Genomic DNA, 24,144 nt, shown 5'->3' on the forward strand with positions numbered 1-24,144 from the left:
TTAGCGAAAAGAAAGTTAGGCAACTGCTTTTTTCACCAGTTCAGCGGCTTCGCTTAACTGGATAGCAGATTGTACTTTCAGGCCGCTTTCATCGATCAGTTTTTTGGCTTCCACCGCATTGGTTCCCTGTAAACGGACAATGATCGGGATATTGATATTGCCCAGTTTGTTGAAAGCTTCGATCACGCCGGCCGCAACACGGTCGCAACGAACGATACCACCAAAGATGTTGATCAGGATCGCTTTAACATTGGGATCTTTCAGGATGATCCGGAACCCGGCTTCTACGGTCTGTGCGTTGGCAGAACCACCTACGTCCAGGAAGTTGGCAGGTTCACCGCCGCTCAGTTTGATCATATCCATGGTGGCCATGGCCAGACCGGCACCGTTCACCATACAACCTACGTTTCCGTCCAGTTTAACGAAGTTCAGGTTGTATTGTCCGGCTTCTACTTCGGTAGGATCTTCTTCTGTCACATCGCGCAGCGCGGCAATGTCCGGATGACGCATCAGTGAATTGTCGTCGATGTTCATTTTACAGTCAACAGCAATGATCTTGTCGTCGCTGGTCTTGAACAGCGGATTGATCTCCAGCATGCTGCAATCCAGTCCTACATAAGCATTGTACAGGTTGGTCACGAATTTGACGCAATTTTTGAACGCTTCACCGCTCAGTCCCAGGTTAAAAGCGATCTTTCTTGCCTGGAAACCCTGCAGGCCACCACCGGGGTGAACCCACTCTTTGAAAATTTTCTCAGGTGTATTATGTGCCACTTCTTCAATATCCATACCCCCTTCGGTACTGTACATCACTACGTTCATTCCTTTGGCGCGGTCGAGCAGGATCGAGAGGTAGAATTCTTTAACAGGGTTGGGGCCGGGATAATATACATCCTGGGCCACCAGGATCTTGTTCACTTTTTTGCCTTCTGCACCGGTCTGGATGGTTACCAGGGTACCACCGAGGATATTCTTGGCGATATTGGTTACGTCTTCCAGGCTTTTACCAACAGCTACGCCTCTCTGCTCCGATCCGGCGATCTTACCTTTTCCACGGCCACCGGCGTGGATCTGGGCCTTGATTACGGCGAAATTGTTACCTGTCTGGGTTTTGATCTGGCGGTAAGCCTCTTCTGCGGCCATAACGGTATCTACGGCAATGCCCTCCTGTACGGGAACATTGTATTTTTTCAGTAATTCCTTGGCCTGGTATTCGTGAAGGTTCATGCTGGAAAATTTTTGCGAAGATAAGCGAAACAGGGATTCAGATTTGCTGATAATTATTATTGTTGTAACATTAATTTGTCTATTTTTACGCCACACTGAAAAAAAACTCGATTAAAACGACAACAGCATGAAAAAAGCAACCCTCGCCTTAGCAGGCATCGCCTTTTTAGCAGGCATTTATTCTTTTGCACCGATCAGTGCTAAACAAGATGCTACCCTGACCGTAAACACTGAGAAAAGCCGTGTTGACTGGGTAGGTACCAAGAAATCAGATTTTCATACCGGTTTCTTTCCGTTGAAAAGTGGTTCTGTTACCGTTGATGGCGGTAAACTGAAAGGCGGTAAGTTCGTGATTGATCTGGCCAACCTGAAAGTAACCGATGCGGGTGGTGGCGACAGACTTACCGGTCACCTGAAGTCAGGCGATTTCTTCGATGTAGCCAAATTTGCAGAAGCTACTTATGAGATCACTGCTGTGAACTACACAGATGCCAGCAATGCAGACGTTAGCGGTAACCTCACTGTAAAAGGTGTGACCGTTCCGGTTAAACTGAAAGCGCAGATCCGTAATGCTGATGACAAAGGTTTCTTTGCCCAGTCATTCCTGAGCCTCGACAGAACCCTGATCGGCATTACTTATGGTGCCGGTAACGTAGCCAATGATGTGCAACTGGCTATCCACCTGTTCGCAAAATAATTGTGCAACAACTATACAGAGAAAACACCGGCCATCGGCTGGTGTTTTTATTTGCGGCTTACCGTAACTTGCTGCCTAAAATCATTGTATGCCCAAAGTTGAACTTGCTTCTATTGTGCCCAAAGAGATCGTATCCGGTTATTCGGCCCGTTTTATTCATACAGATCATATGACTTTCTCCTATCTTGATGTGAAGGCAGGAGCCGCATTACCCGAACATTCGCACCCGCATGAGCAGGTATGTCATGTGCTGGAAGGCGAATTTCAGCTTACGCTGAATGGAGAACCCCTGCGCTTCGGTCCGGAATCCGTTATCGTGATCCCGTCCAATGTAAAACACGCCGGGTTGGCCATTACAGACTGTAAGTTGCTGGATGTGTTCATGCCGGTGAGGGAGGACTATAGGGCAATGAGTGAATGAGTGGGGGAGTGAATGAGTGAATGTAATTATAGCGATGATAAATAAAAAATCCCGTTCCAGAGGAACGGGATTTTTTATCATTATTACTTCATCATTCAAAATTCCTTGTTCACTATTCAACATTCCTAAGAGGCGGTTTTCATTTTGCGGATCTCTTCGGTGAGTTTGGGTACCACTTCAAAGAGGTCGCCAACGATACCATAATCGGCAGCTTTAAAGAAAGGCGCTTCAGGATCTTTGTTGATCACAACGATCACTTTACTGCGGTTCACACCTGCCAGGTGTTGTATGGCGCCTGAGATACCCAGGGCAATGTATAAGTTAGGGGCAACCTGTACACCGGTTTGTCCTACGTGTTCATGGTGCGGGCGCCAGTGTGCATCGCCTACGGGTCGGCTGCAGGCTGTGGCGGCATGCAGTTCTTTGGCCAGGTCCAGCAGAACGCCCCAGTTCTCGGGCCCTTTTAAACCACGGCCACCGCTTACCACGATATCGGCTTCAGTCAGTGGCACTTCACCGCTTACCTTGTTTACCGCAGTAATTTTTACTTTGGAAACGTCTACAGCCACGTTCAGCGCCGCTACTTCCGCAGTTCCCTCACCGGCAACGGTCTGGTAACTATTTGGGTTGAGTGAAATGATTTTGACAGGAGAGTTGATGCTGATATTGGCAAATGCCTTTCCGGAAAACACGGTTTTACGCACCACGAAACCGTTACTGGTATCTGGCAGGGCACAGGCTCCTGTTACAATGCCTGCTTTGAGGCGGGCCGCAACACGGGCAGCCACCGCCTTACCTGTCTGGTTATGCGAAGAGATAAGCACATTGGCTCCGCTGGCCGTAACCGCTTCGGCAATTACTTTGGCGTATAGTTGTGTGTCAACATGGTTCAGGCTTTCGTTGGCAACCTGGTGCACTTTGGTGATGCCATATTTACCCAGCGAAGCCAGATCGTCGTTCACCGTGCCCAGCACCAGCGCTTCTGCGGTGGTGCCCATTTGTTTGGCTACTTGTGCACCATAGGTAAGCACTTCGTAAGAAGCTTTCTTGATATGGTTTTCTGTCTGATCAACAAATATTAAAACTGACATGTGTTACAATTTGAAAATTTGAAAATGTGATGATTTGAAATGCGCTGATGCTGCTGAAAGAACCAACTGTACAAGTGTGCGACGCAAGAAAGCTGCAACAGTTGATAGGCTGGTCTACAGACATCGTACCATTTATATCACTTTGGCTTCTTCGTGCAATAATCTTACCAATTCGGCCACGTTATCTGCATCAACCAGTTTTACGCCGGCTTTAGCAGGCGGCAGTTCAAAATTAACCACACTGGTGAGGGTATCAGCTGCAACCGGTTCCAGTACCTGTAAAGGTTTGGTGCGGGCCGCCATGATGCCACGCATATTCGGAATGCGCTGTTCTGCCACACCTTTCTGGCAGCTGACCACAACGGGTAAACTTACTTCGGCCACTTCTTCACCGCCTTCAATTTCGCGGGTGATAGTGGCTGTGGTGCCATTCAGTTCAAACAGGGTCGCCAGTGAAACATAAGGGACATCTACCAGTTCAGCCACCATGCCGCCAATGGAAGCCCCATTGTAGTCGATGGCTTCTTTTCCGGTGAAGATCAGGTCGTAACCGCCTTTTTTGGCTACTTCTGCTATTTGAGCAGCGATAAAATAACTGTCGGTGCTGTCGGCATTTACCCGGATGGCTTCATCGCCACCCAGCGCCAGCGCTTTCCGGATAATGGGGTCGCAATCTGCTCCGCCCACCGTAACCAGGTGAATGGTGACAGCAGCGTCTTTTTCTTTTAATTCGATAGCCCGCACCAGCGAATACCATTCGTCGTAGGGGTTGATGATCCACTGTACACCGGCTTCGTCAAACTTCTTATTACCGTCCGTAAAGGCGATCTTGGAAGTGGTGTCCGGTGTTTTACTGATACACACAAGAATTTTCATAGCGCAAAAGATTTACCGTTAATTAGTTGCATAAACAACTATTAGCAAATATAGGAAGGTTTTGAGAGTGGCAAAGTTTTGTTCGGGAAATTATTTGGGTCTGGGATGACCGGTACAATATTCCTTTCCGCAACCCTAAACTACGGACTCTCTTCCTACCTTTGGCCGATGGACAGAATCGCTAAGATCAGGGAGTTCCTGGCAGCAAATCCCAGGGACAATTTTCTGCGTCATGCATTGGCGCTGGAATACATGAAAGTAGGTGATGACCAGGGTGCCAGGGAATTGTTTGAAGCCATATTGACAGAATTCCCGGATTATATCGGTTCGTATTATCATCTGGCCAAACTGCTGGAGAAAATGCAGGAAACCGACCTGGCGATTCAATGGTATGAAAAAGGGATGGCAGAAGCCAAAAAAGCAGGTGATAACCATGCATACAACGAATTGCAGGCAGCTTATGAGGACCTGGTGTATTGATAAGTCAAAAGTCAAAATTCAAAAGTAAAAAATAAGCCTATTTTGAATTTTGACTTTTGAATTTTGATTTTCTCACGAAACGATTGCCATGAATAAACCGACAAGAATCTATGACCCTGTTGTGTACAAAACGCCTACTGGTACACAATTGAATTGCAAGGGCTGGATACAGGAAGCAGCTTTGCGCATGTTATTGAATAACCTGGATCCTGCAGTGGCTGAAAGGCCGGATGATCTGATCGTGTATGGGGGGAGGGGTAAAGCAGCGAGGAATTTTGAGAGTCTGGACCTGATCATCAAAGCCCTGAAAGATATTGAAGCCGACGAAACTTTGTTGATCCAAAGCGGTAAACCGGTGGGGATCCTGAAAACACATAAGGATGCGCCAAGGGTATTGTTGTCGAATTCGCAACTGGTTCCCAAATGGGCTACCTGGGAGCATTTTACCGAGTTGGAAAAAAAGGGATTGATGATGTACGGCCAGATGACGGCGGGAAGCTGGATCTATATTGGTTCGCAGGGTATTGTACAGGGAACCTATGAGACTTTTGCAGCCGTGGCCGATAAACATTTTGGCGGGTCGCTGAAGGGAACCCTCAGTGTGACCGCAGGATTGGGAGGGATGGGTGGTGCCCAACCTTTATCTGTAACCATGTGCGATGGCGTTTGCCTGGTAGCAGAAGTGGAGGAATGGCGGATCGATAAACGGTTGGAAACGAAATACCTGGATATCAAATGTCTGGATATTGATGAAGCCATTGACCGCGCCCTTGCGGCAAAAGCCGGGAAAGCAGCTTTGAGCATCGGGGTGCTTTGTAACGCAGTCACGTTGCTGCAGCGATTGATCGAAAGAAATATACCGGTGGATGTGTTGACGGACCAGACATCTGCCCATGACCCATTGATCGGCTATGTGCCGCATACCCTTACGAATGAAGCGGCCAATATGCTGCGTGAAAAGGATCCTGCCAAATACATTGACCTGAGTTACGACAGTATGAAACTTCATGTAAAATTGATGTTAGAACTACAAAAACGCGGCGCGGTCACTTTTGATTATGGAAATAATTTACGGGCCCGTGCCCAGGAAAGAGGGTTGGAAAATGCATTCGATTTTCCGGGTTTTGTGCCTGCGTATATCCGCCCTTTGTTCTGCGAAGGGAAAGGCCCCTTCCGTTGGGCGGCTTTAAGTGGCGATCCTTTGGATATTGCTGTTACGGATGAAGTGATCCTGAACCTGTTTCCCGAAAATAAAAGCCTGCAACGCTGGATGAAAATGGCCAGGGAGCGTATCGCTTTCCAGGGATTGCCGGCCCGGATCTGTTGGCTGGGCCAGGGCGAAAGGGAAAAAGCAGGTCTTGCTTTTAATGAACTGGTGAGAACCGGTAAGGTAAAAGCCCCGATCGTGATCGGTCGCGACCACCTGGATACCGGTTCTGTTGCCTCTCCTAACCGTGAAACGGAAGCCATGCTGGATGGCAGCGACGCAGTGGCTGATTGGCCCATTTTAAATGCCCTGGTCAATACCGCAGGCGGTGCAAGCTGGGTTAGCCTGCACCATGGTGGTGGCGTAGGCATGGGATACAGCATTCATGCCGGAATGGTGATCGTAGCCGATGGAACCGAAGATGCTGCTGCTAGATTGGCACGCGTATTAAGAAACGATCCGGGCATGGGTGTCATTCGTCATGCCGACGCCGGGTATGATATAGCGCTGGATACACTTCGGAAAAACGGGCTATCCATTGTTGAACGTTTATCCTGACCGGGTGTATTTCTAACGGGTTTCAGGTATTAATACGTATTGCAACCTGGGTCTGGGTATTTAGGTTTGCAGGATGTTACCTACTGCCCAGCCACTGATGCATATTCAGGATCTCATATACGAGATCAGGGAACAACGGGTAATGCTGGACCGTGACCTGGCCAGGCTCTATGGAGTGCCCACCAAATCATTAAATCTTGCCGTCAAAAGGAATATTGACAGGTTTCCCCTTGATTTCATGTTTCGCCTGAATAAAGAGGAAACCTATTCTTTGAGGTTTCAATTTGAAACCTCAAAAAGGGGCGGGGACAGGTACCAGCCATGGGTATTTACTGAATTGGGAGTGGCTATGTTATCCAGTGTGTTGAACAGTCCTCCTGCCATTCAGATGAATATCCTGATCATGCGGAGTTTTTTCCTGCTTCGCAGGAACAGGTATTCGATAGTTTTTTTAGCCAAGCAAGTCGCTGATATTCAAAAGAAAGTAGGTGATCAACAGGAACAGATAACCTTACTATATGAGGCTTTTGAGAAATTTCTGGATACTGATTCGGAGCAGAAAAGCTGGGCTGATAGGGAGCGAATCGGGTTTGTGAAATGAATCTCAGACTGCAAATCAAATAACACAGGGAATACGGGGTGTTTTCACATCCGGTATTCCCTGTTGACTGCTTGTGGGCAGTTGGATGAGTTGTTGGCGGTATCAGCTTCCTCTTGATCCGCCGGTTTTGATCGGTTTCTTTCCGCCACCCATCGGTTTGGCCGCATTGGGCTTGGCTATGAATTTAGAACCCTGTGGACCACTCTTCGGGCCCTTGCTACCGGCTTTGCCGCCGTTTTTATTGTTTACTGGTAATGCCATAAACCTGTGATTTTATGTAAATAAATCTGCAGGTAAGATAGTCAGTTTTCAGCGATTATACAATTAGAAATGGACTGTTGGGGCTAACCTTTCCCCAAACAGTAAGTGTTGGGTTGTAGGGATAAGGAAGATTGTATATTAGTGTAAGTAAAACAAATATATGGGTAAAGGCAGGCTGGAAGCTTTCAGCGATGGTGTACTGGCCATCATCATTACCATCATGGTACTTGAGATGAAAGTACCGCATGGCATCGGGTGGGCAGATCTGAAACCGCTGGTTCCGGTATTTCTGAGTTATGTACTCAGTTTTGTATACGTAGGAATTTACTGGAACAACCACCACCATCTGTTGCATGCTGCACATAAGATCAACGGGAAAGTCATGTGGGCCAACAATCACCTGCTTTTCTGGCTTTCATTGTTACCTTTTTCTTCCGGCTGGATGGGGGAAAATCATTTTGCCCCCTTGCCAACTGCTTTGTTTGGGTTTGATCTGTTAATGGCAGCTGTAGCTTATTATATCCTTACCAGGAGTCTGATAAGTTTACACGGGAAAAAATCTACCATTGGCAGTTCGGTAGGAGCTGAACGAAAGGAAAAAATTTCTATGCTGATATACGCTGCTTCAGTTCCGATGGCTTTTATCGCAGGCTGGATCAGCCTGCTATTGTATACCGCGGTAGCCATCCTTTGGCTGATCCCCGATCAACGAATCGAGTTATCCTTGGTCGAAGAACACAAGCCGGATGAGCAGGGCATGCAATAATTATCGGACAGACGGATTCTGAGATAAGGATTGGTAGTTGTTATAGCCTGTTCACTTTCAGAATAAGATCCATTAAACCGAAATCTTTTACTTATTCCCCAAGCCGCTGACTCAGTTCGTTGTCTATCTTCTTGAACAGGTGGTAAGGTTTGTAAACACGCCAGTCGGGCAGGTTCATCAGTTCGATATAGTAGTTCAGCTTCTTTTTCCTGAAATCCTGTTGGGTGGCTTCCGGCATATTCAATGAAACGATCCAGCCATTTTGTTCGCAGGTTTCTTCGTACCATTCCTGGTAATATTCTTTATCGCTGCTATGAAAGTTGAGTACGTTCTCGGTGATGAGTATGTATTTGTAGATGCCTTGTTGGTAAAGCATATCCATCACTTCCCTTTTCAGTTCCATGATATCGTTCTCGATGGCATCATTCCATTCGCCCAGCATCTCGATAATGGCAAAATTGAGCTCATAATCAACGTAAATGATCTTGAGGTAAAGTGTACGGCTGCCAAAATCGTCCCACTGCGGGTGGATATAATAGTTGTAGACCGTTTGAGAGAATTCGAACTCGCTGTATTTTCTGCCAAAGAAAGGCGAACGGGGATCTTCCTCGGATGTATATATGTGACGCCAGTTGTAAAAAGGTTCGATCTCGTGCATACACTATCCTAAGAGGCAGCCATGGCAGCTTCCACTGCTTTTTTCACGCTGCCGTGTTTTAACAGGAGATCTTTGGCTTTTTCATAATCGTTCAGTTGCAAACCATCCATCACCATCTTCACTCCGCGGTCAACCAGTTTCACGTTGCTGAGCTGCATGTTTACCATCTTGTTATCTTCTACACGGCCCAGCTGTATCATCACCGTGCTGGAGATCATGTTCAATACCAGTTTTTGTGCGGTGCCGCTTTTCATACGGGTACTGCCGGTGATGAATTCCGGACCTACCACCACTTCTACCGGAAAATCGGCCTCTGCCGATACCGGCGAATTCGGGTTACAGCTTATGCTCCCAGTGATAATGCCTCTTTTACGGCATTCTTTCAGTGCACCGATCACATAGGGTGTAGTACCGCTGGCGGCAAGCCCTACCACTACATCTTTATCGCTCACAAAATGTTTCTGTAAGTCGGTCCAGCCTTCATCCACACTGTCTTCAGCAAATTCCACTGCCTGGGTGATGGCTTTTTCGCCGCCGGCTATCAATCCGATCACCAGTCCGTAAGGCACGCCAAAAGTCGGCGGACATTCACTGGCATCCACTATGCCCAGACGTCCACTGGTTCCGGCACCAATGTAAAACAGCCGTCCTCCTGCCAGCATTTTATCGCTGATGGCGGCAGTAAGTTTCTCTATTTGTGGAATGGCTTTGTTAACGGCTTCCGGTACGGTGCGGTCTTCTGTATTGATATTTTGTAATAATTCCAGTATCGACATCTTTTCCAGGTGACGGTAAGTGGAGGATTGTTCGGTTACTTTAATAAAGTCTGACATGCCAGTAGTTTAACGGTGATACGCTATTAATCCCTGCATCGGGGTCTTGATCACTTTCCCCAGTTCCAGTTCATAGGTGTCGCAAAGGTCCTTCAATACATCTCTAAAACCAAATGCAATACTGCCAATAAAATGAATAGGTAGTGTCCAGCTTTCGCGGTACTTGTATAAATGGGTGAAAAAAAAGTCGTTCAAACCATCTTCTATGATGTTCTCGATCATGTAATGGCCCCGGTTTTCTGCCAGGAAAATGGCAAAGGAAGCGAGATAACGGTTGGCCAGCGGTTGTTTGTACACATGGTCAAGTATCTCGATGGTGGATACCTGGAAGCGTTTCTCAAAACGGGCTTTCAGTTCCTCATCGAAAGTATGGTAGAGATAATATTGTACCACTTTCTTGCCAAGGTAAGCGCCACTGCCTTCATCGCCCAGTACATAACCCAGCCCGGGACTGTTCTTTACAATTCTTTTCCCATCGTAGTAACAGGAGTTGGAACCGGTACCAAGTATGCAGGCAATGCCTTTTGATCTGCCGCAAAGCGCCCGGGCTGCTGCCAGCAGATCGGTCTGCACCTCGATGCTTGCTTTAGGGAACAGCGATTTTAATACTTTTTTGATGGTGGCTGCATTGTCTTTATTGCTTAAACCTGTACCATAAAAATGAATACGTTCGGGTACAGCTGATTTTAGTTTGGGAACCAATTCCTTGTTCAGTAATGCAGTTATCTGAGAGGCATTCAGGAAATAAGGGCTGATGCCCTGGGTGAGAATGGTCTTGTTTTTGTCTCCCTGTACCAACCGCCATTCGCATTTGGTAGCGCCACTGTCTGCAATCAATATAACGGGCATATTCTCGTGTTGAAAGTGAGCTAAAAAGTTCTGGTTGCGAAATTACGACAACAATCAAATAGTTAAGGGGATAATCCGGCATATCTTATACCATTTATCCTAAATCTCAAACCTTTGCGGGCATTCAGATTTTAATATGGATATTTGTGTTTGTATCTAAAAAGTGCCTAAGAATCGATCATATGGGAAGTAAAAAACTGCAGGTATGGCTGCCCGTTCTTTTTGCCTTGGTAATGGTAATCGGTATGTCAATTGGCTACCAGTTAAGGGAGAAGAGCCTGGGCAACCGTTTTTTTAACCTTTCCCGCAGAACCTCCCTGCAGGAGCTGGTGGAACTGATCAAGGGAAAATATGTGGATAAACTATCCGTGGACAGTATCAACCAACTGGCGGCGAATGAGCTATTGTCGCATCTTGACCCTCATTCAGTCTACATTCCTGCCGATCACCTGAAAGAAGTGAACGAGGAACTCCAGGGTAATTTTCAGGGTATCGGAGTAGAATTTCAGATGCTGGAGGATACGGTACATGTGATGCATGTCATTGAGGGTGGCCCCTCTGACAAAGCCGGTATAAAAGTGGGGGATAAGATCCTTACGGTAAACGACTCCGTTGTGATCGCCGGCCGAAAACTGAAGCCGGATGATATCCGTAAACAGCTCCGTGGACCGATGGATACCAGGGTAAAAGTAAAAGTTTTACGGGGCAGCGTTACCAAGGAAGTGGTCATCACCAGGGATGTGATACCTGTTTCGCCCGTAGATGCAGCTTATATGATTGCACCGGAAACGGGTTATATCCGTATCAATAAATTTGCGGAACGCACTTACGAGGCCTTTATGCAGAACACCGAAAAACTGCAGAAACAGGGCATGAAACAGATGATCCTGGACCTGCGGGGCAATGGCGGTGGATTGATGAAGGAGGCAACGGATATTGCAGACGAGTTTCTGAGCGGCGATAAGCTCATCGTGTACACCGTTGGGGAGCACGTGCCACGTTTTGAATACCGTTGTAAACGCGACGGCATTTTTGAAAAGGGTAAGCTGGAAGTGTTGATAGACGAAGGATCCGCTTCGGCCAGTGAAGTGTTGGCGGGAGCTTTGCAGGACTGGGACAGGGCCACCATCATCGGCCGTCGTTCTTTTGGCAAGGGACTGGTGCAGCAGCAGTTCCAGTTAAGCGATGGCAGTGCGGTGCGGTTGACCATTGCCCGCTATTATTCACCCCTGGGAAGGAATATCCAGAAACCCTATAGTAAGGGAAAAGCTGAATACGAAGAGGAGCTGGCGGAGCGTTTTCACAATGGGGAAGTGGTGAAAGGCGATACTTCGAAACCCAGCGGAAAAGCGTATAAAACCCCGGCCGGCAGAACCGTGTATGGCGGTGGCGGTATTACCCCCGACGTGTTTGTGCCCTTTGATACCACCCATCTGGAACCCGAGCTGCTGAAAATGTACTACAAGGGCACCATCGGAAATTTTGTATACCAGTATTACATGCAAAACCAGCGTTATTTTGATGCAATGAAGTCGGCTACGCAACTGGCTGAATCGTTTGTCCCTGGTGAAAAGGAATGGTCTGGCCTTGCAGGATATGCGCGGAGGGATACGGTTGATCTTTCCCGTGTGAGTACCAAAGGAAAAGCAGATGTATTAAAGCGGATACAGGTATTGATGGCCAGGCAGATCTGGCGTTCGGAAGGGTATTTTGAAGTCAGTAACCGCCGCGATGAAACCGTGCAGAAAGCTTTGGAAACACTGAAATAGGTATCGGCGAAAAAGCTGTTGCTGAATTTGTGGTTTTTCTTATTAGATTGCGCCCGGTTTTAAAACGAAACGATCAAAACCAACAAGGAATATGACTATTGAACAGTTCAAGGAATTATCATTTGAGGCAAAACTGAAGGAATTGAAATATTCCGGTGAGTTACTGGGTTCTTATGAGCGTAACAACGAGAATGGCGGTCCCAAAACACCAGGCGATATTTATGCGCTGTATGATTTCTGGGTGTACCTGAGCGATGACGAAGAAACCATCGTTCCCTCACGCAGGAACCCTTTGCCAAAGGAAGAAGAAGACGAAGAATAATTCTTCCGGCTTTTATGCAAATCTGTTCACCCGGGTTGGCCGGTATTTTTACGGGCCGGCCTGCAATGGATGGACTATTTCCTGATATTTCCCCTGAAAAGGGGATTTTTCATTTACAGGGAATTCCGCAATGTGAGGTAAAAAGGGATCTCTATGTGTTGCACCGACTGCTTCAGTATCAGTTCTGCGGTTTTTTCTCCCATCATCTGAAAATCAGTTGAGATAGTGGTAATGCCATTAAGAATGATCTTTTTCAGCGGTGTTTCATTGTAAGAGATCAGTCCTACATGTTTGCCCAGTTTCATATGGGTAGAAAGTATCTTTTCGATCAGTATCACCAGGTCATCCTCCATCAGATTGATGTAGGCTTCCCCTTCTTTGATGGGTTCATTGGCTATATTATGCACCACTTTATAGTTGAATGCATATTGCAGGCAGAAGCGGGTAAAACCTTGTAAGATCTCCTGCGGGTGATACGTGTTGTACGGAACAATGATCTTCAGGGTGTGGTACTTGCCCAGTTGTGGCAAAGCCTGCTCCAGCGCGCCGTAGATATCTTTCTCGAAATTTTCATACACTGCACCATAACTGCCTTCGATGCCGGGTATCAGCTTGTCCATCAGGATCAGTTTGTCTTTGGGGATACTATTGATCACTGCATGCGCCTGTTCGCCACCTTCTACAAAATGCGGGATGATCACATAATGTGAATAGTCCTTATCCGCATTCTGGATCAGCCGTTTGAAAAAATCGAAATCGTTGTTGTAGATATAGAAATCAATGGAAGAAAGTTCTCCCAATGATGCCACCAGCGCGTCATAAATGATCTTCTTGTGCGGGCTAAGCTTGTTGAAGAGCAGGAAGATCTTCCGTTGCTGTTTCAGGTTGGTTTCTTTTACAAAATAACCTTTGCCCGGAACAGAGCCCAGCACGCCGATCGTTTTTAAATATTTGTAACCCTTTTCTGCCGTATCCCTGGCTATTTCAAATTCAAAACTGAGTTCATTGATCGAGGGCAGCATATCGTCTTTCCGGATATTCCCATTGCCGATGGCTTTGATAATGGCATGTGCCAGCTGCAGGTACTTGGGTGTGGCCGAGTAATAATCGATGGAGAGATGCTGGAAAACGCTTTTCTTGTTCATGGCAACCGGTGTTGACCCCGAAGGTTCTTCAAACATACGGATATTGGCGAATAACCCCCTGCCGGAAGTCAAAGGTCTGGCAGGCATGACGGTACATGACGGCAGGACTGTGCAGAATAATAGTTTTGGATATAGTAAATTACTATCGCTTAGCCATATCGAAAACAATTGCACATGGGTATTATACTGGGTGTCATTTTCCATTTTATAGGCGGTTTTGCCTCGGGCAGTTTTTACATGCCCTTTAAAAAGGTCAGGGGATGGAACTGGGAAAGCTTCTGGATTGTCGGAGGACTCTTTTCCTGGCTGATCGTACCGCCACTGGCGGCCTGGATCACCATACCGGGTTTTACCGATATCATCAGGGAAACCCCTTCGCACATCATAGGCACAACTTTCCTGATGGGATTGTTATGGGGTATTGGCGGACTTATGTACGGATTGGGCGTTCGTTACCTGGGCATGAGCCTGGGTAATTCGGTGATATTGGGTTTCTGTTCCGCCTTTGGCTCGCTGATTCCCGCTGTGTATTACAATTATGTTCCCACGGAAGGAAAGGAAACGCAGACGCTCAGTTTCATGCTGCATAATGCCGGCGGGCAATGGGTGTTACTGGGTGTGCTGGTTTGTATAGTTGGTATCGCCATCTGTGGAAAAGCGGGTGTGATGAAAGAAAAGAACCTGAGTGCAGAAGAGCAGAAAGCCTCGGTCAGTGAGTTCAGCCTGGTAAAAGGACTGGTCATCGCCACTATCTCGGGTATACTCAGTGCTTTTTTCAATTTCGGGATAGAAGCGGGTAAACCTATGGCCGATGTGGCCAATGCCGCCTGGCAGACCACACATCCGGGCGAAGGCAATTTCCTTTTCCAGAACAATGTGATCTTTGTGGTAGTGCTTTGGGGCGGACTCACCACCAATTTCATATGGAGCATGATCCTGAACGCAAGGAACAAGTCGTTCGGTGATTATACCAACAAGGAAACCCCGCTGTTCAAGAACTACTTTTTCAGTGCACTGGCGGGCACCACCTGGTTTCTCCAGTTCTTTTTTTACGGCATGGGGGAAAGTAAGATGGGAAATGGGGCCAGCTCCTGGATCCTGCATATGTCTTTCATCATCCTGGTGGCCAACATGTGGGGCATTGTGCTGAAAGAGTGGAAAGGCGTCAGTAAACAAACAAAGGCAACCATTACCATAGGTATTCTTACCATCATGGCATCCGTTATGATTGTTGGTTATGGGAACTCATTACCGAAATAATATCTGAAACAGTATAATTGATATAGACAGTGAACAAAGTAAAAGAATTTAAACAGGTAAGTTATCTATGGGATGATGCCAAAGCGGCAACCATGGCCGGAGATGAAGTGGCGTTATTGATCTATCGATCGAACCTGCTGGGTGCCGATCTGCGCCTGACGAACTATGGCGGAGGAAATACCTCCTGTAAAGCCATGGCCAAAGACCCGTTAACGGGTGAGGATACAGAAGTGATGTGGGTGAAAGGAAGCGGTGGCGATCTGGGCACACTCAAAGCCAGTGGACTGGCGGCTTTATATGTAAACAGGTTACGCAGTTTGAAGAATGTATATCGCGGCATTGAACAGGAAGATGAAATGGTGGAGCTTTTCAATCACTGCATTTTTGATCTTGCATCCAAAGCGCCTTCGATCGATACGCCTTTGCATGGTTTCCTCCCTTTCAAACATATCGATCACCTGCATCCGGATGCTGCCATTGCCATTGCTGCGGCGAAAGATGGTAAAAGGATCACACAAGAGTTATTCAAGGGAACTATTGGCTGGGTGGACTGGCAGCGGCCCGGCTTCGATCTGGGTCTGCAGTTGAAAGCCTGCCTGGATGAAAATCCGGGTATCCGTGGTATCATGCTGGGTTCACATGGATTGTTCACCTGGGGTGATACCGCGTATGAAAGTTATGTCAACACACTTGAAGTGATCGAAGCCTGTGCCACCTATATTGAAGATGCGGTAGCAAAAAACAAGAACGTATTCGGAGGGGCAAAGATGCAGTCGCTTCCGGGAGACAGAAGAAAGGCGCAGGCCGCTGCCCTTGCCCCGGTGCTCAGAGGATTCTGTTCTTCCGGCAATCGGATGGTGGGACATTTTACGGATGATGAACGTGTGCTCGACTTCATCAATTCTAAAGATCTTGACAGGCTGGCACCGATGGGTACTTCCTGTCCCGACCATTTTCTGCGAACCAAGATCAGTCCGTTGGTGCTGCCCCTGGCTCCGGATGCGGATTTGGATGATGTAGCATCTATAAAAGAAAAACTGGCTCCGGTATTTGACGCATACCGAACCATGTATGCGGCATATTATAACAACTGCAAGCACTCCAATAGTCCGGCTATGCGCGATGCGAACCCGGTGGTCATCCTTTATCCGGGAGTGGGCATGTTCACTTTTGCTGCCAACAAACAAACCGCAAGGGTGGCTGCGGAATTTTACATTAACGCCATTAATGTGATGCGTGGAGCAGAAGCGATCTCCAGTTACACGTCACTTCCCCATCAGGAAGCATTTAATATAGAATATTGGTTACTGGAAGAGGCCAAACTGCAGCGTATGCCCAAACCCAAAGCTTTATCCGGGCGGGTAGCACTGGTCACAGGCAGTGCTGGTGGTATTGGAAAAGCCATCGCCAGAAAATTTGCTGAAGAGGGCGCCTGTATCGTTGTGAACGATAACGATGCAGATAGACTGGCATCTGCCAAAGAATATTTTTTGCAACAATTCGGTAAAGATGTCTGCACTACCGTATTGTTGGATGTGACCAATCGCGAAGCCATCGAAAAAGCCTATACAACAGCAGCGCTTGCTTTTGGCGGGGTGGACATTATTGTGAATTGTGCCGGACTCTCTATCTCAAAACCGATCGAGGAGCATACCGAGAAAGATTGGGACTTGCTGTATGATGTGCTGGTAAAAGGCCAGTTCGCCGTTACGCAGGAAGGGGTTGCCATCATGCGCAAACAGGGCATGGGGGGAGATGTGTTGAATATCGTTAGTAAGAATGCACTGGTAAGCGGTCCCAATAATGCGGGATATGGTTCTGCAAAAGCTGCACAGTTGCACCTGAGCAGGTTGAATGCAGCAGAATTGGGTGGCGACAAGATACGAGTGAACGTAGTGAATCCTGATGCGGTCATCAGCGATAGCAAGATATGGGCAGGCGCCTGGGCCGAGGGCCGTGCAAAAGCCTATGGGGTGAAAGTGGAGGAGCTGCCTGCTTTTTACGCAAAAAGAACTTTGCTGAACGAGATCATCAATCCCAGTGATATTGCAAATGCCTGTTTTGCCTTTGTTGGCGGCCTGCTGAACAAATCGACCGGTAATGTGCTGAATGTGGATGGTGGTATTGCCATGGCATTCGTACGATAGATGTTAGACAAGCAATCGAAGGGTTGATGATGGTAGAATTGTCAACCCTTTTTAAAATTACCATCATGAACAGGATCGCATTTAAAATGCAGCTGCATAAGGGCTGTGAAGCGGAATACGAAAAACGCCATAAAGAGATCTGGCCTGAATTGCAGCAATTGCTGAAAGAAACCGGTATTGCCGGGTATTCTATTTTCCTGGATGAGTTTACGGGTGAGCTTTTTGGGGTGATGGTGGCATCGGAACCCTCTAAGATGGACCTTTTGCCTACTCATCCGGTCATGAAGAAATGGTGGGCGTACATGAAAGACATTATGGATACGCATCCCGATAATTCTCCGGTATCACGCCCGCTGCGTGAAGTGTTTTACTTACCTTAATACCTCTCAAAACAACAGATCATGCTGATCAATGCCCAAACGATTGCTGCGCACAATGAAGCCAGGCTGCCTGCACATACCCGCCGTTTCACTTCTATTGCCGGTGAAGTGGCAGGAGTGGATGCCATTATTCAAAAACTGATCGATTTCCAGATCGCGATCCCATCCTGGGCCCTGGGTACGGGTGGTACCCGATTCGGCCGTTTCAGTGGTGGGGGAGAACCCGGCACACTGGAAGAGAAGATCGCAGATGTGGGACTCCTGCATGCATTGAACCGTTCGAGTGGCGCCATATCATTACATATCCCCTGGGATATACCTTCGGATGCACAAAAGATAAAAGAACTGGCCGCAGCACATGATCTTCGCTTTGATGCAGTGAACTCCAATACTTTCCAGGATCAGCCGGGGCAGAAGCTAAGCTATAAATTCGGCTCATTGCAACACGTGAACCGGGCTGTACGGCAACAGGCCATCGAACACAATAAGGAAGTGATCAGGCATGGGGTAGAGCTGGGTTCGCAATCATTGACCGTATGGCTTTCCGATGGTTCTTCTTTTCCGGGGCAGCTCAATTTCAGGAAGGCTTTCGAAAATACACTGGAAGGCTTACAGGAAATTTATGCCGCTTTACCGCCCGACTGGAAAATGTTCGTAGAATACAAAGCCTATGAACCGAATTTTTACTCGATGACGGTGGGCGACTGGGGACAATCCCTGCTCTATGCCAATAAACTGGGCGACAAAGCCTATACATTGGTGGATCTGGGCCATCATCTCCCCAATGCCAACATACAGCAGATCGTTGCTTTGTTACTGAATGAAAAAAAACTGGGTGGTTTTCACTTCAACGATAGTAAATATGGGGATGATGACCTGACGGTAGGAAGTATCGATCCATATCAGTTATTTCTCATCTTCAATGAACTGGTAGAAGGAATGGATGCCAGATCCATGGATCATGCCAAGGGCCTGGGGTGGATGATCGATGCATCGCACAATATCAAAGATCCACTGGAGGACCTGCTGCAGAGTGTGGAAGCCATCATGATTGCGTATACACAAGCTTTATTGGTGGATACCAAAGCTTTGCAGGATGCACAGGAGAACAATGATGTGGCAACGGCACAGGAAATATTACAGCAGGCATACCGTACCGATGTGAGGCCGATCGTGGCAGAAGCCCGGCTCCGCTCAGGCGCGGCACTTGCGCCATTGGCCCTGTTCCGTGAACAGAAAATACGCGAAAAACTGATTCAACAGAGAGGGGAGCAGCATAAGGCTACCGGTCTCTGATTTGTAAAACAAAGATCCGGGGAAATCATCATGCCTATACCGGTAATTGCCATATTCGATATCGGAAAGACGAATAAAAAATTCTTTCTTTTCTCTGAGTGGTACCGGATCGTATACGAGCGTTCGGTACATTTTGCAGAGACCACCGATGAAGACGGATATCCCTGCGACGATATTCAGACGCTCACTGGCTGGGTATACGATATGCTGGCAGAAGCCATGTTGCTTCCTGATTTCGTTATCTGTGCCGTGAACGTATCCGCATACGGCGCCAGTTTTGTTCATATAGATGAGAAAGGTGAACCTATAGGTGCTTTGTACAACTATCTGAATCCTTATCCTCCGGAACTGCAGAAAGCGTTTTATGCAAAATATGGAGGTCAAACAGTTTTTTCATTGGCTACGGCATCCCCGGTACTGGGTAATCTGAATTCGGGGCTGCAGATATACCGCTTATTACACCAACGACCCGGATGGTATGAAAAAGTGGCCTATTCCTTACACTTGCCGCAATATATCAGTTATCTCATTAGCGGTAAACCCGCCGCAGAGATCACCAGTATCGGATGCCATACGGCTTTATGGGATTTTACCAAAAAGCAATACCATGAATGGGTATACGAGGAACATATTGATAATAAATTTCCACCCGTACTCAGGTCAGATGCTGCCATTGCCATGAACGGTAAACAGCTGAAAGCAGGAATCGGCATGCACGATAGCTCCGCAGCATTGGTACCATACCTGCGCTCTTTTTCGGAGCCATTCATTCTGATCTCGACCGGAACCTGGTGTATCAGTCTTAACCCGTTTAACAGTGAACCTCTGACCAAAGAAGAACTGGAGCAGGATTGTCTTTGTTACCTGGACTACCACCGCAGGCCTGTTAAGGCTTCCAGAGTGTTTGCAGGCAACGAACATGAGCAGGAGGTAAAAAGGATTGCGGCTCATTTTGCAGTGGAGGAACAATTTTATCAGTCCCTTGTATTCAATCCAGCCATATATGAAAAGCTGAACATTGCACAGGCTGCAAAGGATACAATGACGGGTCTGCAGCACTCAGCTTTTGTGGTGAGGGATCTTGCTGCATTTCGTACAGTGGAAGAAGCCTATCACCAGCTCATATTCGATCTTATTCAGCAACAGCAGGTTTCCGTTTCACTGGTATTATCCAAACAGGCACCCTCCCGGATATTTGTGGATGGTGGTTTTGCCCGAAACCCTTTGTATATGCATATGCTGGCACATGCATTCCCGCGGATGGAAGTATATGCAGCTTCCGTATCGCAGGCGTCAGCCATGGGAGCCGCATTGGCTATTCATGAAGAATGGAATCATCAACCCGTTCCCGGAGATATGGTGGACCTGAAATACTATACCATTACCCGGTAAGCAGGGAATATAATATGGTACCTGTTCCCGCAGAAGCCTGCTTTTCTTAACGTAACTTTAGAGACCGGGGATGTTGCTTATTGTACCTTTGCGGATACAAGCTGTAAAGTATTGGCTATGAAAAAATACACGCTTCTTTTTTCTTCGCTGTTGCTGGGTGGTATGATCGTTCTGTCTGCCTGTGGTTCATCGCGTAATGCACAGCAATCGGATCTGGTGCAGAACAGTCAATGGCAGAAAGACAGTCTGCAGGCCAATGGCGATGACAACGACTGGACGCAGCCCTTTAGTTTTGCCGATGAGAAAACGGGATTGTCGTACACAGTGTCCAACGACCGGGAGAACCTCTATGTTCTGGCCGCAACCGCCAATGAAGCAACCATACAACGGATCCTGCGTGGCGGACTTACCCTTTACATCAATCATCATGGTGTGAAAGAAGAAGCTGGGGCAGCGGGTATCAGTTTCCCCACCGGTAACCGGATACAGCGGGGAGATAAATTGTTGAATGCCCGCCCGGAATTGCAGCAAAACAAACGGGTAGCGATCGGATCGGTGGAAGATTATTCTCTGTTCGGATTTAATGGAATCAAAACGCCGGAAAATTTTGATTATGGTAAACCCAATACCGAAGGTATCCAGTTGGGTATCGGGTTGAATACAGCCGGTGCACTGGTTTATGAAGCAGCCATACCGCTGGCCTCTTTCCTGAACAAATCGATGCTGACCAATCCCGGTAGGGCTACGATTGCCGTAGGTTTTGTATTGGAAACTTTACCTGATCAGCCAGTATCCAGGAGCGGAGGTGGCGGATTGTCTATTGGAGGCGGTTTTGGCTTCGGCTCTTTTGGCAGGAGTAGCGGTGTAGGCCTGTCTATTGGCAGTGGATCGCTGGCCCGCATCGGAGGAGGAGGCAAACAGGGTAAACCTACCCGTATCTGGAAAGAGATACAATTGGCAAAACCTGCTTTGGAAACAAAATAATTTTTTGTTCATATGATAGCTGTTGCTAATGTGATGCGGTTGCTAATTTGAATTGTTGTACATTGTTACTATTAAAATCCTGTAACGATGGCAACAACCCGTAGAAAATTCTTACACACGCTGGGCACATCCAGTTCCTTACTTTTAGCCGGCCTGCCTGCTCTGGCAGATCAAACCAAAGTACAACAATTACTATCTTCCGTTAAAGTGAGCGCCAACGATAAAGTACGCATTGCTTTGATAGGCGCAGGTATTATTGGGCATTACGATACGGAAACGGCGCTGAAAGTGCCGGGAGTGGAGCTGGTGTCAGTTTGTGACCTATACCAGGGCAGATTGGACAGGGCCCGTGAAAAATGGGGTAAGGATATTTTTGTTACCCGTAATTACAAAGAAATTCTTTCGCGCAAGGATATCGACGCCGTACTGGTCTGCACCTGCGATCACTGGCATGATCATATTACCATTGATGCACTGAAAGCCGGTAAACATGTGTACTGCGAAAAACCCATGGTGCACCATGTGGATGAGGGACTGGCAGTAGTGGCCGCTCAGAAAGCCAGTGGTAAAGTATTAGAAGTTGGTAGCCAGTCTGCCAGTTCCTTACTCTTCCTGGAAGCAGCCAAATATTACAAACAAGGCGTCATTGGCGATCTGGCGTATGCAGAAGCGTATACGGACCGGAATTCGGCTAATGGTGCCTGGCAATACACCATTCCTTCGGATGCAAGTCAGAAAACCATCGACTGGGATATGTTTCTGGGAGATGCGCCGAAAGTGCCGTTTGACCCCGTTCGTTTTTTCCATTGGCGTAATTACAAAGCGTATGGCACCGGAGTGGCGGGCGATCTTTTCGTTCATAATTTTACTGCATTACATACCGTAACCGGTTCTAAAGGACCTGATACCATTTATGCAGCCGGCGCTTTGAATTACTGGAAAGATGGCAGGGATGCATACGATATTGTTTCGGGTATCATGCGTTATCCCAAAACGGCTGAGCATAACAGCTTCCAGTTCTTTACCCGTGTGAACCTGGCCGATGGGGCAGGCGGTGGTTCCGGTAACCGTTTTATCGGTACCGAAGGTGTGATAGAAGTCAAGTGGAACAGTATCAGCATCAAACATTTTAAGAGACCGGTCGCTCCGGGTATCGGCGGCTATGATTCGCTGGAGAGTTTCCCGAAAGCCATGCAGGAATCCCTGCTGGCAGAATACAATGCCAAATACAGTGCAGAAGATAAGAAAGCCAAGCAAGGTGATGAGATCATATTCGAAGCACCCAAGGGTTACGACAGCCGGCTGGATCATATGATCAATTTCTTTGAGGCCATACGTACCAACCAACCGATACTGGAAGATGCTTCCTTTGGTTTACGTGCGGCTGGCCCTGCCATACTCTGTAACACCAGTGTAGAAAAAAATACGGCTATCCACTGGGATCCGGTTGCCATGAAAGTGGTGTCCTCTAAAGCATAAGCTTTGATCTATTAAAAATAATTGTGTACATGTTCCTATTTTCTAAAAAAACAGGGGTCATCCTGGCTGCCTCTTTGTTGGTAACGGATGTTACGGCTCAACAAAACAATATCCTTGAAAGTTGGGTGACCAATCCTTCGCAGCAGGTTTTTTTTACAAGACAACCTTCAACAGTGACTTTTTCCGGGAAAGCAAATCCCGGCAACGTGGAGATAATGGTGGATGACAAAACCCGTTATCAATCCATCGATGGTTTCGGTTTTTCACTTACCGGGGGCAGTGCCCTGAATCTGATGAAAATGAAAAGCTCCTCGCGTGCGGCATTGTTGAAAGAATTGTTTGCCACCGATCAGGCACATATCGGCACCAGTTACCTGCGTATCAGCCTGGGGGCTTCTGATCTGGACGAAAAAGTTTTTTCCTATGATGATCTTCCAGCCGGAGAAACGGATCCGGAACTGAAAAAATTTGACCTGGGTTACGATAAACAATACCTGATCCCAGTGCTGAAAGAGATCCTTCGGATCAATCCATCGATCCGTATCATGGCTTCTCCCTGGTCGCCACCCATTTGGATGAAAAACAACAAAGACACCCGTGGTGGCAACCTGCTGAAAGAATGGTACCCTGTGTATGCACAGTATTTCATCAAATACATTACTGCCATGAAACAGCAGGGCATACGTATCGATGCCGTTACGGTGCAGAACGAACCTTTGCATCCGGGTAATAATCCCAGTCTGCAGATGCTGGCGCCCGATCAGATGGAATTTGTGCGGGATCACCTGGGACCGGCTTTTGCCAAAGCGGGCATCAAAACCAAAATCATTATTTATGACCACAATGCCGATAGGCCGGATTATCCCATCTCTATCCTGAACGATGCGGTTGCCAAAAAATACATTGATGGTTCGGCGTTTCACCTGTATGGGGGAACCGTAGATGCCATCTCTTCTGTGCATGATGCGCATCCGGATAAGAACCTGTATTTCACAGAGCAGTGGGTAGGAGCTCCGGGTAATTACCAGACGGATATCAGCTGGCACATAGAAAACCTGGTGATCGGTGCCACGCGTAACTGGTGTAAAACTGTTCTCGAGTGGAACCTGGCATCAGATACGGCCTACCGGCCCTTTACTGATAGAGGGGGCTGCACCAGCTGTCTGGGGGCCGTTACAATCGATCAGGCACAGGATAAGATTAAACGTAATCCCGCTTATTACATCATTGCACATGCAGCAAAATTTGCAAGACCAGGTTCTGTTCGCATTGCGTCAAACCTGGTAGAGGATCTACCGAATGTGGCTTTTAAAACCCAGGCCGGGAAATATGTGCTGGTGGTACTGAATAAACAGGATAAGGCAAGAAGTTTTACGATCCGATGTAACAACCGGTTCGCAAATGTAGTGGTGCCGGCAGGATCAACCGTTACTTATACCTGGTAG

The 24,144-nt window shown here is 47.4% G+C and carries 24 protein-coding genes; 16 read left to right on the forward strand and 8 right to left on the reverse strand.

What is annotated here, in order from left to right:
* Positions 1-15 precede the first annotated feature (15 nt).
* The gene (sucC, locus tag ACH3Y6_RS08205) at positions 16-1,227 is read right to left on the reverse strand and encodes an ADP-forming succinate--CoA ligase subunit beta (RefSeq protein ID WP_490835114.1); all 1,212 of its coding nucleotides are present in this window, start codon (positions 1,225-1,227) and stop codon (positions 16-18) included.
* 127 nt (positions 1,228-1,354) lie between these two features.
* Here sucC and ACH3Y6_RS08210 point away from each other — a divergent pair, with 127 nt between their 5' ends.
* Both ACH3Y6_RS08210 and ACH3Y6_RS08215 read left to right on the forward strand, forming a co-directional pair.
* Positions 1,355-1,924 carry a YceI family protein gene (locus ACH3Y6_RS08210; protein WP_490835115.1) on the forward strand — a complete coding sequence of 190 codons (570 nt, stop codon included), beginning with the start codon at positions 1,355-1,357 and terminating at the stop codon, positions 1,922-1,924.
* A gap of 88 nt (positions 1,925-2,012) precedes the next feature.
* Positions 2,013-2,345 carry a cupin domain-containing protein gene (locus tag ACH3Y6_RS08215; RefSeq protein WP_490835116.1) on the forward strand — a complete coding sequence of 111 codons (333 nt, stop codon included), beginning with the start codon at positions 2,013-2,015 and terminating at the stop codon, positions 2,343-2,345.
* A 125-nt stretch (positions 2,346-2,470) separates the two neighbouring features.
* Here ACH3Y6_RS08215 and ACH3Y6_RS08220 read toward each other — a convergent pair whose 3' ends face one another.
* Positions 2,471-3,436, reverse strand: coding sequence for an electron transfer flavoprotein subunit alpha/FixB family protein (locus ACH3Y6_RS08220; protein WP_490835117.1), 966 nt, complete (start codon positions 3,434-3,436; stop codon positions 2,471-2,473).
* A 132-nt stretch (positions 3,437-3,568) separates the two neighbouring features.
* A complete protein-coding gene (locus tag ACH3Y6_RS08225; RefSeq protein ID WP_490835118.1) occupies positions 3,569-4,312 on the reverse strand; it encodes an electron transfer flavoprotein subunit beta/FixA family protein in 744 nt (247 codons plus the stop codon).
* Positions 4,313-4,480: 168 nt separating this feature from the next.
* On the opposite strand from ACH3Y6_RS08225, the gene ACH3Y6_RS08230 reads away from it, so the two are divergent.
* The 3 genes from ACH3Y6_RS08230 (at position 4,481) to ACH3Y6_RS08240 (ending at position 7,158) form a co-directional block, all read left to right on the forward strand.
* Positions 4,481-4,792 carry a tetratricopeptide repeat protein gene (locus tag ACH3Y6_RS08230; RefSeq protein WP_490835119.1) on the forward strand — a complete coding sequence of 104 codons (312 nt, stop codon included), beginning with the start codon at positions 4,481-4,483 and terminating at the stop codon, positions 4,790-4,792.
* Positions 4,793-4,880: 88 nt separating this feature from the next.
* Positions 4,881-6,557 carry a urocanate hydratase gene (hutU, locus tag ACH3Y6_RS08235; protein ID WP_490835120.1) on the forward strand — a complete coding sequence of 559 codons (1,677 nt, stop codon included), beginning with the start codon at positions 4,881-4,883 and terminating at the stop codon, positions 6,555-6,557.
* A gap of 73 nt (positions 6,558-6,630) precedes the next feature.
* On the forward strand, positions 6,631-7,158 hold the full coding sequence (locus tag ACH3Y6_RS08240; protein ID WP_490835121.1) for an ORF6N domain-containing protein: 528 nt from the start codon (positions 6,631-6,633) through the stop codon (positions 7,156-7,158).
* Between the two features lie 102 nt (positions 7,159-7,260).
* Here ACH3Y6_RS08240 and ACH3Y6_RS08245 read toward each other — a convergent pair whose 3' ends face one another.
* Positions 7,261-7,419, reverse strand: coding sequence for a hypothetical protein (locus ACH3Y6_RS08245; protein WP_490835122.1), 159 nt, complete (start codon positions 7,417-7,419; stop codon positions 7,261-7,263).
* Positions 7,420-7,579: 160 nt separating this feature from the next.
* Between ACH3Y6_RS08245 and ACH3Y6_RS08250 the strand changes: the two genes are divergently transcribed.
* Positions 7,580-8,185, forward strand: a complete 606-nt coding sequence (locus ACH3Y6_RS08250) for a TMEM175 family protein (protein ID WP_490835123.1) — start codon at positions 7,580-7,582, stop codon at positions 8,183-8,185.
* Between the two features lie 91 nt (positions 8,186-8,276).
* Here ACH3Y6_RS08250 and ACH3Y6_RS08255 read toward each other — a convergent pair whose 3' ends face one another.
* From ACH3Y6_RS08255 to ACH3Y6_RS08265, 3 genes are read right to left on the reverse strand one after another with little or no spacing between them, the layout of a single operon-like run.
* Entirely contained in the window at positions 8,277-8,843 is a 567-nt protein-coding gene (locus tag ACH3Y6_RS08255) for a hypothetical protein (protein WP_490835124.1), read from the reverse strand.
* A gap of 8 nt (positions 8,844-8,851) precedes the next feature.
* Positions 8,852-9,676, reverse strand: coding sequence for an N-acetylmuramic acid 6-phosphate etherase (gene murQ, locus ACH3Y6_RS08260; RefSeq protein WP_490835125.1), 825 nt, complete (start codon positions 9,674-9,676; stop codon positions 8,852-8,854).
* 9 nt (positions 9,677-9,685) lie between these two features.
* A complete protein-coding gene (locus tag ACH3Y6_RS08265; protein WP_490835126.1) occupies positions 9,686-10,525 on the reverse strand; it encodes an N-acetylglucosamine kinase in 840 nt (279 codons plus the stop codon).
* Between the two features lie 182 nt (positions 10,526-10,707).
* Between ACH3Y6_RS08265 and ACH3Y6_RS08270 the strand changes: the two genes are divergently transcribed.
* Positions 10,708-12,294: a S41 family peptidase gene (locus tag ACH3Y6_RS08270; protein WP_490835127.1), complete on the forward strand. Its 1,587-nt coding sequence runs from the start codon at positions 10,708-10,710 to the stop codon at positions 12,292-12,294.
* A gap of 91 nt (positions 12,295-12,385) precedes the next feature.
* On the forward strand, positions 12,386-12,616 hold the full coding sequence (locus ACH3Y6_RS08275; protein ID WP_490835128.1) for a hypothetical protein: 231 nt from the start codon (positions 12,386-12,388) through the stop codon (positions 12,614-12,616).
* 113 nt (positions 12,617-12,729) lie between these two features.
* Here the strand turns inward: ACH3Y6_RS08275 and ACH3Y6_RS08280 are convergent, their stop codons facing one another.
* Complete coding sequence (locus ACH3Y6_RS08280) at positions 12,730-13,848, reverse strand: GntR family transcriptional regulator (protein WP_490835129.1); 1,119 nt, start codon at positions 13,846-13,848, stop codon at positions 12,730-12,732.
* An 87-nt stretch (positions 13,849-13,935) separates the two neighbouring features.
* Here ACH3Y6_RS08280 and rhaT point away from each other — a divergent pair, with 87 nt between their 5' ends.
* The 8 genes from rhaT (at position 13,936) to ACH3Y6_RS08320 (ending at position 24,144) form a co-directional block, all read left to right on the forward strand.
* Entirely contained in the window at positions 13,936-15,021 is a 1,086-nt protein-coding gene (rhaT, locus tag ACH3Y6_RS08285) for an L-rhamnose/proton symporter RhaT (RefSeq protein WP_490835130.1), read from the forward strand.
* Positions 15,022-15,050: 29 nt separating this feature from the next.
* Positions 15,051-17,168, forward strand: a complete 2,118-nt coding sequence (locus ACH3Y6_RS08290; protein ID WP_490835131.1) for a bifunctional aldolase/short-chain dehydrogenase — start codon at positions 15,051-15,053, stop codon at positions 17,166-17,168.
* Positions 17,169-17,233: 65 nt separating this feature from the next.
* On the forward strand, positions 17,234-17,548 hold the full coding sequence (gene rhaM / locus ACH3Y6_RS08295) for an L-rhamnose mutarotase (RefSeq protein ID WP_490835132.1): 315 nt from the start codon (positions 17,234-17,236) through the stop codon (positions 17,546-17,548).
* 21 nt (positions 17,549-17,569) lie between these two features.
* Positions 17,570-18,844: a sugar isomerase gene (locus tag ACH3Y6_RS08300; RefSeq protein ID WP_490835133.1), complete on the forward strand. Its 1,275-nt coding sequence runs from the start codon at positions 17,570-17,572 to the stop codon at positions 18,842-18,844.
* A 30-nt stretch (positions 18,845-18,874) separates the two neighbouring features.
* Positions 18,875-20,236, forward strand: a complete 1,362-nt coding sequence (locus tag ACH3Y6_RS08305; RefSeq protein ID WP_490835134.1) for an FGGY-family carbohydrate kinase — start codon at positions 18,875-18,877, stop codon at positions 20,234-20,236.
* 117 nt (positions 20,237-20,353) lie between these two features.
* A complete protein-coding gene (locus ACH3Y6_RS08310) occupies positions 20,354-21,220 on the forward strand; it encodes a hypothetical protein (RefSeq protein WP_490835135.1) in 867 nt (288 codons plus the stop codon).
* 87 nt (positions 21,221-21,307) lie between these two features.
* Positions 21,308-22,699, forward strand: a complete 1,392-nt coding sequence (locus tag ACH3Y6_RS08315; RefSeq protein WP_490835136.1) for a Gfo/Idh/MocA family protein — start codon at positions 21,308-21,310, stop codon at positions 22,697-22,699.
* A 29-nt stretch (positions 22,700-22,728) separates the two neighbouring features.
* Positions 22,729-24,144 carry a glycoside hydrolase family 30 protein gene (locus ACH3Y6_RS08320; protein ID WP_490835137.1) on the forward strand — a complete coding sequence of 472 codons (1,416 nt, stop codon included), beginning with the start codon at positions 22,729-22,731 and terminating at the stop codon, positions 24,142-24,144.

The sequence above is a fragment of the Sediminibacterium sp. FW305-C-269 genome (assembly GCF_058231045.1).

What these genes read in the sequence shown, in the direction of transcription:
- sucC (WP_490835114.1), bottom strand. Translation starts at nt 1,227, where the DNA reads ATGAACCTTCACGAATACCAGGCCAAGGAATTACTGAAAAAATACAAT.
- ACH3Y6_RS08210 (WP_490835115.1), top strand. Translation starts at nt 1,355, where the DNA reads ATGAAAAAAGCAACCCTCGCCTTAGCAGGCATCGCCTTTTTAGCAGGC.
- ACH3Y6_RS08215 (WP_490835116.1), top strand. Translation starts at nt 2,013, where the DNA reads ATGCCCAAAGTTGAACTTGCTTCTATTGTGCCCAAAGAGATCGTATCC.
- ACH3Y6_RS08220 (WP_490835117.1), bottom strand. Translation starts at nt 3,436, where the DNA reads ATGTCAGTTTTAATATTTGTTGATCAGACAGAAAACCATATCAAGAAA.
- ACH3Y6_RS08225 (WP_490835118.1), bottom strand. Translation starts at nt 4,312, where the DNA reads ATGAAAATTCTTGTGTGTATCAGTAAAACACCGGACACCACTTCCAAG.
- ACH3Y6_RS08230 (WP_490835119.1), top strand. Translation starts at nt 4,481, where the DNA reads ATGGACAGAATCGCTAAGATCAGGGAGTTCCTGGCAGCAAATCCCAGG.
- hutU (WP_490835120.1), top strand. Translation starts at nt 4,881, where the DNA reads ATGAATAAACCGACAAGAATCTATGACCCTGTTGTGTACAAAACGCCT.
- ACH3Y6_RS08240 (WP_490835121.1), top strand. Translation starts at nt 6,631, where the DNA reads ATGTTACCTACTGCCCAGCCACTGATGCATATTCAGGATCTCATATAC.
- ACH3Y6_RS08245 (WP_490835122.1), bottom strand. Translation starts at nt 7,419, where the DNA reads ATGGCATTACCAGTAAACAATAAAAACGGCGGCAAAGCCGGTAGCAAG.
- ACH3Y6_RS08250 (WP_490835123.1), top strand. Translation starts at nt 7,580, where the DNA reads ATGGGTAAAGGCAGGCTGGAAGCTTTCAGCGATGGTGTACTGGCCATC.
- ACH3Y6_RS08255 (WP_490835124.1), bottom strand. Translation starts at nt 8,843, where the DNA reads ATGCACGAGATCGAACCTTTTTACAACTGGCGTCACATATATACATCC.
- murQ (WP_490835125.1), bottom strand. Translation starts at nt 9,676, where the DNA reads ATGTCAGACTTTATTAAAGTAACCGAACAATCCTCCACTTACCGTCAC.
- ACH3Y6_RS08265 (WP_490835126.1), bottom strand. Translation starts at nt 10,525, where the DNA reads ATGCCCGTTATATTGATTGCAGACAGTGGCGCTACCAAATGCGAATGG.
- ACH3Y6_RS08270 (WP_490835127.1), top strand. Translation starts at nt 10,708, where the DNA reads ATGGGAAGTAAAAAACTGCAGGTATGGCTGCCCGTTCTTTTTGCCTTG.
- ACH3Y6_RS08275 (WP_490835128.1), top strand. Translation starts at nt 12,386, where the DNA reads ATGACTATTGAACAGTTCAAGGAATTATCATTTGAGGCAAAACTGAAG.
- ACH3Y6_RS08280 (WP_490835129.1), bottom strand. Translation starts at nt 13,848, where the DNA reads ATGCCTGCCAGACCTTTGACTTCCGGCAGGGGGTTATTCGCCAATATC.
- rhaT (WP_490835130.1), top strand. Translation starts at nt 13,936, where the DNA reads ATGGGTATTATACTGGGTGTCATTTTCCATTTTATAGGCGGTTTTGCC.
- rhaM (WP_490835132.1), top strand. Translation starts at nt 17,234, where the DNA reads ATGAACAGGATCGCATTTAAAATGCAGCTGCATAAGGGCTGTGAAGCG.
- ACH3Y6_RS08300 (WP_490835133.1), top strand. Translation starts at nt 17,570, where the DNA reads ATGCTGATCAATGCCCAAACGATTGCTGCGCACAATGAAGCCAGGCTG.
- ACH3Y6_RS08305 (WP_490835134.1), top strand. Translation starts at nt 18,875, where the DNA reads ATGCCTATACCGGTAATTGCCATATTCGATATCGGAAAGACGAATAAA.
- ACH3Y6_RS08310 (WP_490835135.1), top strand. Translation starts at nt 20,354, where the DNA reads ATGAAAAAATACACGCTTCTTTTTTCTTCGCTGTTGCTGGGTGGTATG.
- ACH3Y6_RS08315 (WP_490835136.1), top strand. Translation starts at nt 21,308, where the DNA reads ATGGCAACAACCCGTAGAAAATTCTTACACACGCTGGGCACATCCAGT.
- ACH3Y6_RS08320 (WP_490835137.1), top strand. Translation starts at nt 22,729, where the DNA reads ATGTTCCTATTTTCTAAAAAAACAGGGGTCATCCTGGCTGCCTCTTTG.